This is a genomic window from Pseudomonas sp. 18.1.10, from assembly GCF_024655625.1.
Lineage (GTDB): Bacteria > Pseudomonadota > Gammaproteobacteria > Pseudomonadales > Pseudomonadaceae > Aquipseudomonas.
Genome location: NZ_JANLGL010000263.1, coordinates 1 through 6,765, shown reverse-complemented (window position 1 = coordinate 6,765; position 6,765 = coordinate 1). Strand labels below are relative to the sequence as shown.

At 59.0% G+C, this 6,765-nt stretch carries 5 protein-coding genes; 1 reads left to right on the top strand and 4 read right to left on the bottom strand.

The annotated features are described in order from the left end of the window. Positions 1-92: 92 nt before the first annotated feature. The 4 genes from NUV89_RS26385 to NUV89_RS26370 all read right to left on the bottom strand — a co-directional run bounded on the left by NUV89_RS26385 (position 93) and on the right by NUV89_RS26370 (position 4,971). Entirely contained in the window at positions 93-1,187 is a 1,095-nt protein-coding gene (locus tag NUV89_RS26385) for a polyamine ABC transporter substrate-binding protein (protein ID WP_308220206.1), read from the bottom strand. 183 nt (positions 1,188-1,370) lie between these two features. Beyond that, the gene (locus NUV89_RS26380) at positions 1,371-2,735 is read right to left on the bottom strand and encodes an aspartate aminotransferase family protein (protein WP_257783629.1); all 1,365 of its coding nucleotides are present in this window, start codon (positions 2,733-2,735) and stop codon (positions 1,371-1,373) included. A gap of 58 nt (positions 2,736-2,793) precedes the next feature. Next, positions 2,794-4,152 (bottom strand): glutamine synthetase family protein, encoded by a 1,359-nt coding sequence (locus tag NUV89_RS26375; RefSeq protein WP_257783628.1) that lies wholly within the window; start codon positions 4,150-4,152, stop codon positions 2,794-2,796. 39 nt (positions 4,153-4,191) lie between these two features. Continuing rightward, positions 4,192-4,971, bottom strand: a complete 780-nt coding sequence (locus tag NUV89_RS26370) for a gamma-glutamyl-gamma-aminobutyrate hydrolase family protein (protein WP_257783627.1) — start codon at positions 4,969-4,971, stop codon at positions 4,192-4,194. A gap of 278 nt (positions 4,972-5,249) precedes the next feature. Here NUV89_RS26370 and NUV89_RS26365 point away from each other — a divergent pair, with 278 nt between their 5' ends. Continuing rightward, positions 5,250-6,626, top strand: coding sequence for a glutamine synthetase family protein (locus NUV89_RS26365; protein ID WP_026137087.1), 1,377 nt, complete (start codon positions 5,250-5,252; stop codon positions 6,624-6,626). The last annotated feature ends 139 nt before the right edge of the window (positions 6,627-6,765 follow it).

Below are 6,765 nucleotides of genomic sequence, written 5' to 3'. Positions count from 1 at the left end.
GGGGTGTATCAGTTGATACATTCGCTGGCTGACACACCGTCTTCGCGAGCAAGCCCGCTCCCACACAAGCTCGCTCCTACAGGTCCTACGGGTTATTTACCCGATTTGATCTTGGTCCAGCTGCGCGTCATCAAGCGTTGAGTTGCCGCTGGCAAATCAGCAATGGCGTACAACTTGGCTTGCACGTCCGCAGGCGGGTAGATGCCTGGGTCGCTGGTGATTTCTTTATCCACCAGTGCAGTGGCTTTTTCGTTGCCGTTCGGGAAACGTACCGAGTCGGTGATCGCAGCCATCACTTGCGGCTTGAGCAGGTAGTTCATGAACGCGTAGGCGCCGGTGACGTTTTCGGCATCTTTAGGGATGGCGACCATGTCGAAGAAGCTGCCAGCGCCTTCTTTAGGAATGTCGTAGGCAACCTTGACCTTGCCACCGGCTTCGGCAGCACGGGACTTGGCTTGCTGGATGTCACCCGAGTAGCCCACCGCCACGCAGATGTTGCCGTTGGCCAGGTCGGAGATGTACTTGGAGGAGTGGAAGTAGCCGATCGATGGGCGGATCTTGAGGAACAGTTCCTCGGCTTTCTTCAGGTCGTCCGGCTTCTGGCTGTCGGTCGGCAGACCGAGGTAATGCAGGGCGATTGGCAACATTTCGGTTGGCGAATCGAGGAAGCTCACGCCGCAGCTTTTCAGCTTGGCGATGTTCTCAGGCTTGAGCAGCACGTCCCACGAGTCGATCTTGTCCACGCCCAGCGCGGCCTTGACCTTCTCCGGGTTGTAGCCGATGCCGATCGAACCCCACATGTACGGGAAGGCGTGCTTGTTGTCCGGGTCGCTGACCGACACGGCTTTGAGCAGGGACTTGTTCAGGTTGTCGTAGTTGGACAGCTTGGACTTATCGAGCTCCTGGTAGACACCGGCCTTGATCTGCTTGGCGAGGAAGTTGTTCGACGGCACGACGATGTCGTAGCCGGACTTGCCTGCCAGCAACTTGGCTTCCAGGGTTTCGTTGCTGTCGAAAACGTCGTACACCACTTTGATGCCCGACTCTTTTTCAAAGTTGGCAATGGTGTCCGGTGCAATGTAGTCGGACCAGTTATAGACGTGCAGTACTTTATCGTCGGCCTGGGCCGCGCCCGCCATTGCGCCCATCAGGGACAAGGCGAGGAGGGTCTTGCCAGCGTTCTTCAAACCTAATGCCTTCATTTGGTGATGCTCCAATTTTTCTTTTTTGGGCCACATTCTTACTAAGTCCTGCGGCCCGTCTAAAGGGCAACAAAACAGGGCGACAGTCTGGCAAGTTCAGGGGCCGGCTTTCAACCAAAGCCCCTACATTTATAACCGCCCGGAAGCAGCGCCTCCTGAGCCTAGCACTTAGCCCTGCAATGCCGCCAAAGTCAGGTCCAGGCACTGGCGAGCCTTGGTGACCAACTCGTCGATTTCCGCCTGGCTGATGACCAGCGGTGGCGAAATAATCATGGTGTCGCCCACGGCACGCATAATCAGGCCATTTTCGAAGCAGAACGTGCGGCAGATCATGCCAGCGCCACGGCCTTCGTAGCGCTTGCGCGTGGCCTTGTCCTGCACCAGCTCGATTGCGCCCAACATGCCCACACCGCGAACTTCCCCCACCAACGGGTGATCCGCCAGTTCCCTCAGACGTTTCTGCAAATACGGTGCCGTTTCGTCGTGCACGCGGCTGACGATTTTTTCATCGCGCATGATGCGGATGTTTTCCAGGGCCACCGCCGCTGCGACCGGGTGGCCGGAGTAGGTGAAACCGTGGTTGAAATCACCCCCTTCGTTGAGCACGGCCACCACTTCATCGCGCACGATCAGGCCGCCCATGGGGATGTAGCCCGAGGTCAGGCCCTTGGCGATGGTCATCATGTGGGGCTTGAGGTCGTAGAAATCGCTACCGAACCACTCACCGGTACGGCCGAAACCGCAGATCACTTCGTCCGCCACAAACAGGATGTCGTACTTGGCGAGGATTTCCTTGATGCGCGGCCAGTAGGTGGCGGGGGGCACGATCACGCCACCGGCGCCCTGGATCGGCTCGGCAATAAAGGCACCGACGTTGTCCACGCCCAGCTCCAGAATCTTCTCTTCCAACTGGTTGGCGGCCCACACGCCGAATTCTTCCGGGCTCATGTCGCCGCCTTCGCCAAACCAGTACGGCTGGGCGATGTGGCTGATGCCCGGGATCGGCAAGTCGCCTTGTTCGTGCATATAGGTCATGCCGCCCAGGCTGGCGCCGGCCACGGTGCTGCCGTGGTAGCCATTCTTGCGGCTGATGATGGTTTTCTTGTTCGGCTGGCCTTTGATCGCCCAGTAGTGGCGGACCATGCGCAACATGGTGTCGTTGCCTTCGGAGCCGGAACCGGTGAAGAACACGTGGTTCATGCCGGCAGGCGCGATGTCGGAAATGGCCTTGGCCAGTTCCAGCACCGGCGGGTGAGCGGTCTGGAAAAACAGGTTGTAGTACGGCAGTTCTTTCATCTGCTTGGCGGCGGCGTCAGCCAGTTCATCGCGACCGTAACCGATCGCCACGCACCACAGGCCGGCCATGCCGTCGAGGATCTTGTTGCCTTCGCTGTCCCACAGGTAGACGCCGTGGGCTTTGGTGATGATGCGCGGGCCTTTCTCTTTCAATTGCTTGAAGTCGCTGAACGGCGCCAGGTGGTGCTCACTGCTCAAGGCTTGCCATTCACGGGTTTGCGGGTTGTTGCTGGACATACCAATCTCCTAGACTTTTCAGTGAAGGGCACGCCGTTTAAAGGGCGCGCCCGGCGCATCAGACGGCGAAGAGCAGGAATTCCCGCTCCCACGAACTGATGACGCGCTTGAAGTTTTCATGCTCGGCCCGCTTGACCGCGACGTAGCCTGTGATGAATTTCTGACCCAGGTATTTCCCGATGGTCTTGCTGTTTTCCATGCGTTCCAGGGCGTCTTCGATGGTCAACGGCAGGCGCAGGTTGCGTCGCTCGTAACCACGGCCGACGACCGGCGCGCTCGGGTTATGGCCTTCGACCATGCCGATGTAGCCGCACAGCAAACTGGCGGCAATCGCCAGGTACGGGTTGGCGTCGGCGCCCGGCAGGCGGTTTTCCACACGGCGGTTCTGCGGGCCGGCATCCGGTACGCGCAGGCCGACGGTGCGGTTTTCTTCGCCCCATTCCACGTTGACCGGCGCCGAGGTGTCGGGCAGGAAGCGGCGGAACGAGTTCACGTTGGGGGCGAACAGCGGCAGCAATTCCGGGATGAATTTCTGCAGGCCGCCAATGTGGTTGAGGAACAGTTGGCTCATGGTCCCGTCTTCATTGGAGAAGACGTTCTTGCCGGTGGCGATGTCGATGATGCTCTGGTGCAGGTGCATCGCGCTGCCGGGCTCGCCGGTCATCGGCTTGGCCATGAAGGTGGCCGCCACGTTGTGCTTGAGCGCGGCTTCACGCATGGTGCGCTTGAACACCAGGATCTGGTCGGCCAGGGACAACGCGTCGCCGTGACGGAAGTTGATTTCCATCTGCGCGGTGCCGTCCTCGTGGATCAGGGTGTCGAGGTCCAGCTCCTGCAATTCGCACCAGTCGTAGACGTCTTCGAACAACGGGTCGAATTCGTTCGCGGCTTCTATAGAGAAGGACTGGCGACCGGTCTCCGGGCGCCCGGAACGGCCGATTGGCGGTTGCAGCGGGAAGTCCGGGTCTTCGCAGCGTTTGGTCAGGTAGAACTCCATCTCCGGCGCCACGATGGGCTGCCAGCCTTTGTCGGCGTAGAGCTGCAGGACTTTCTTGAGCACGTTGCGCGGCGACAGCTCGATGGGGTTGCCTTGCTTGTCGTAGGTGTCGTGGATCACCTGGGCGGTCGGCTCGATGGCCCACGGCACCAGGTACACCGCGTTCTGGTCGGGGCGGCAGATCATGTCGATGTCGGCCGGGTCGAGCAATTCGTAATAGATGTCGTCTTCGACATAGTCGCCGGTCACGGTCTGCAACAGAACGCTCTCGGGCAGGCGCATGCCTTTTTCGGCGATGAACTTGTTGGTCGGCGAGATCTTGCCCCGGGTGATGCCCGTGAGGTCGCCAATCATGCATTCGACTTCTGTGATCTTGTGGTCTTTCAACCAATCGGTGAGCTGGTCGAGGTTGTTACTCATAAATGCCTCTGGGCTGGGTTTCCTGACATCCATTAAAGGTCAGGCGTTGGTTGACGCAGCATCCGCGTCGCGTTGCATCGCCCGCTTTCGACAGGCGGTGCCAAATGCCTGGAAGATCGCGAGATAGTGCGGGTTAGAGCTTACCTGCCATTCGGGGTGCCATTGCACTCCTAAAGCAAAAGCCTTGCCCGCTGTTACAGAAAAAGCTTCGATCAGGCCATCCGGCGCGGTGGCTTCGACCTGCAAACCGGGCGCCAGGCGGTCAACGCCCTGGCTGTGGATCGAGTTGACCTGAATCGTTTCGGGCAAGCCCAGGCTGGCCAATACACCGTTCGGCGCAATCGCCACGGCGTGCGCCGGGCCGTACTGGACGGCCAGCGGCTGGGTGTCGTCTTCGCGGTGGTCCATCATGCCCGGCACTTCATGAACCTTCTGGTGCAGGCTGCCGCCAAAGGCCACGTTCATCTCCTGGAAACCCCGGCAGATGCCCAGCACCGGCACGCCCGCCGCAATCGCGGCACGCAGCAGCGGCAGCGTGGTCTGGTCCCGTGCAGAATCATGAGCAGTCCCGGGCGCGCTGGCCGGACCGTCGTAGTGAAAGGGTTCGATATTGGAGGGAGAGCCGGTAAATAGAATGCCGTCCAGACCGTCAAGAATATTGGCCGGTTCGAGCAAATCCCCGAGGGACGGAATAATCAATGGCAAGCCCTTGGCAGCGGTGGCCACTGCACGGACGTATTTGTCGCCACTGATGTGATAAGCATGCAGACCGACCTGTTTGGAGCAGGCGGTGACGCCGATTAACGGCAGGCGAGACATGAAGCACCCCGGTATTATTGCTGTTATGGGTTTGAATCGAGCTTAGCCTTGTTCATTTTTTTACACAACACCCCCGTAAAAAATCCTACACGGCCCGCTCAAGCCCGCGAGTCCTACTCGCTTCAAACCGATAAAACCGCCCCAAAACGCCGCAAAAAAGCCCTCGCGGCGCTTTTTTAGGGCAAAAAAGGCCTCGCTTGACTTCGGCATGCCGTTCGGGTTGACTGAAACCAGAAAAGATCAATGATTGATATTTTTAACAACAAAGGTGTTGCATCATGTCGGTACCCCCGCGTGCCGTTCAGCTTAACGAAGCGAACGCGTTCCTTAAGGATCATCCTGAGGTTCTGTACGTAGACCTTCTAATTGCGGATATGAATGGTGTGGTGCGCGGCAAGCGCATCGAACGCACCAGCCTCCACAAGGTTTACGAGAAGGGCATTAACCTGCCTGCCTCTTTATTTGCCCTGGATATCAACGGCTCGACGGTGGAAAGCACCGGCCTGGGTCTGGACATCGGTGATGCTGACCGAATCTGTTATCCGATCCCTGACACCCTGTGCAATGAACCCTGGCAAAAGCGCCCCACCGCGCAACTGCTGATGACCATGCACGAACTTGAAGGTGAACCTTTCTTCGCCGATCCGCGCGAAGTGCTCCGCCAAGTTGTAAGCAAATTTGACGACCTCGGTCTGACCATCTGCGCCGCCTTCGAGCTTGAGTTCTACCTGATCGACCAGGAGAACGTGAACGGCCGCCCACAACCGCCCCGCTCGCCGATCTCCGGCAAACGCCCGCACTCGACACAGGTCTACCTGATCGACGACCTCGACGAATACGTCGATTGCCTCCAGGACATCCTGGAAGGTGCCAAGGAGCAAGGCATCCCGGCCGACGCCATCGTCAAGGAAAGTGCCCCGGCGCAGTTCGAAGTGAACCTGCACCACGTCGCCGACCCGATCAAGGCCTGCGACTACGCGGTACTGCTCAAGCGTCTTATCAAGAACATCGCCTACGACCATGAGATGGACACCACCTTCATGGCCAAGCCTTACCCAGGCCAGGCAGGCAACGGTTTACACGTACACATCTCCATTCTGGACAAGGACGGCAAGAATATCTTTGCCAGCGAGGATCCCGAGCAGAACGCCGCATTGCGCCACGCAATCGGCGGTGTGCTGGAGACCCTGCCCGCCCAAATGGCGTTCCTGTGCCCCAACGTCAACTCCTACCGTCGTTTCGGCGCACAGTTCTACGTGCCGAACTCGCCGTGCTGGGGCCTGGACAACCGCACCGTGGCGATTCGCGTACCGACCGGCTCGTCCGACGCCGTACGTATCGAACACCGTGTCGCCGGCGCCGACGCCAACCCTTACCTGCTGATGGCTTCGGTCCTGGCAGGCGTGCACCACGGCCTGACCAACCAGATCGAGCCTGGCGCACCGGTGGAAGGCAACAGCTACGAGCAGAACGAACAGAGCCTGCCCAACAACCTGCGTGATGCCCTGCGCGAGTTGGATGACAGCGAGGTGATGGCCAAATACATCGATCCTAAATACATCGATATCTTCGTCGCCTGTAAGGAAAGTGAGCTGGAAGAGTTTGAACACTCCATCTCCGACCTTGAGTACAACTGGTACCTGCATACCGTCTAAACGGCGGCTGCATTAAAAGAACGCCGCAGGCTTTTGGTCTGGGGCGTTTTTTTATGGGTTTCTTCCAAGGGACCGAGGTGGCCTCTTCGCGAGCAAGCCCGCTCCCACATTTGACTGCATTCCAAAGTTGGAACTCGGT

What these genes read in the sequence shown, in the direction of transcription:
- NUV89_RS26380 (WP_257783629.1), bottom strand. Translation starts at nt 2,735, where the DNA reads ATGTCCAGCAACAACCCGCAAACCCGTGAATGGCAAGCCTTGAGCAGT.
- NUV89_RS26375 (WP_257783628.1), bottom strand. Translation starts at nt 4,152, where the DNA reads ATGAGTAACAACCTCGACCAGCTCACCGATTGGTTGAAAGACCACAAG.
- NUV89_RS26370 (WP_257783627.1), bottom strand. Translation starts at nt 4,971, where the DNA reads ATGTCTCGCCTGCCGTTAATCGGCGTCACCGCCTGCTCCAAACAGGTC.
- NUV89_RS26365 (WP_026137087.1), top strand. Translation starts at nt 5,250, where the DNA reads ATGTCGGTACCCCCGCGTGCCGTTCAGCTTAACGAAGCGAACGCGTTC.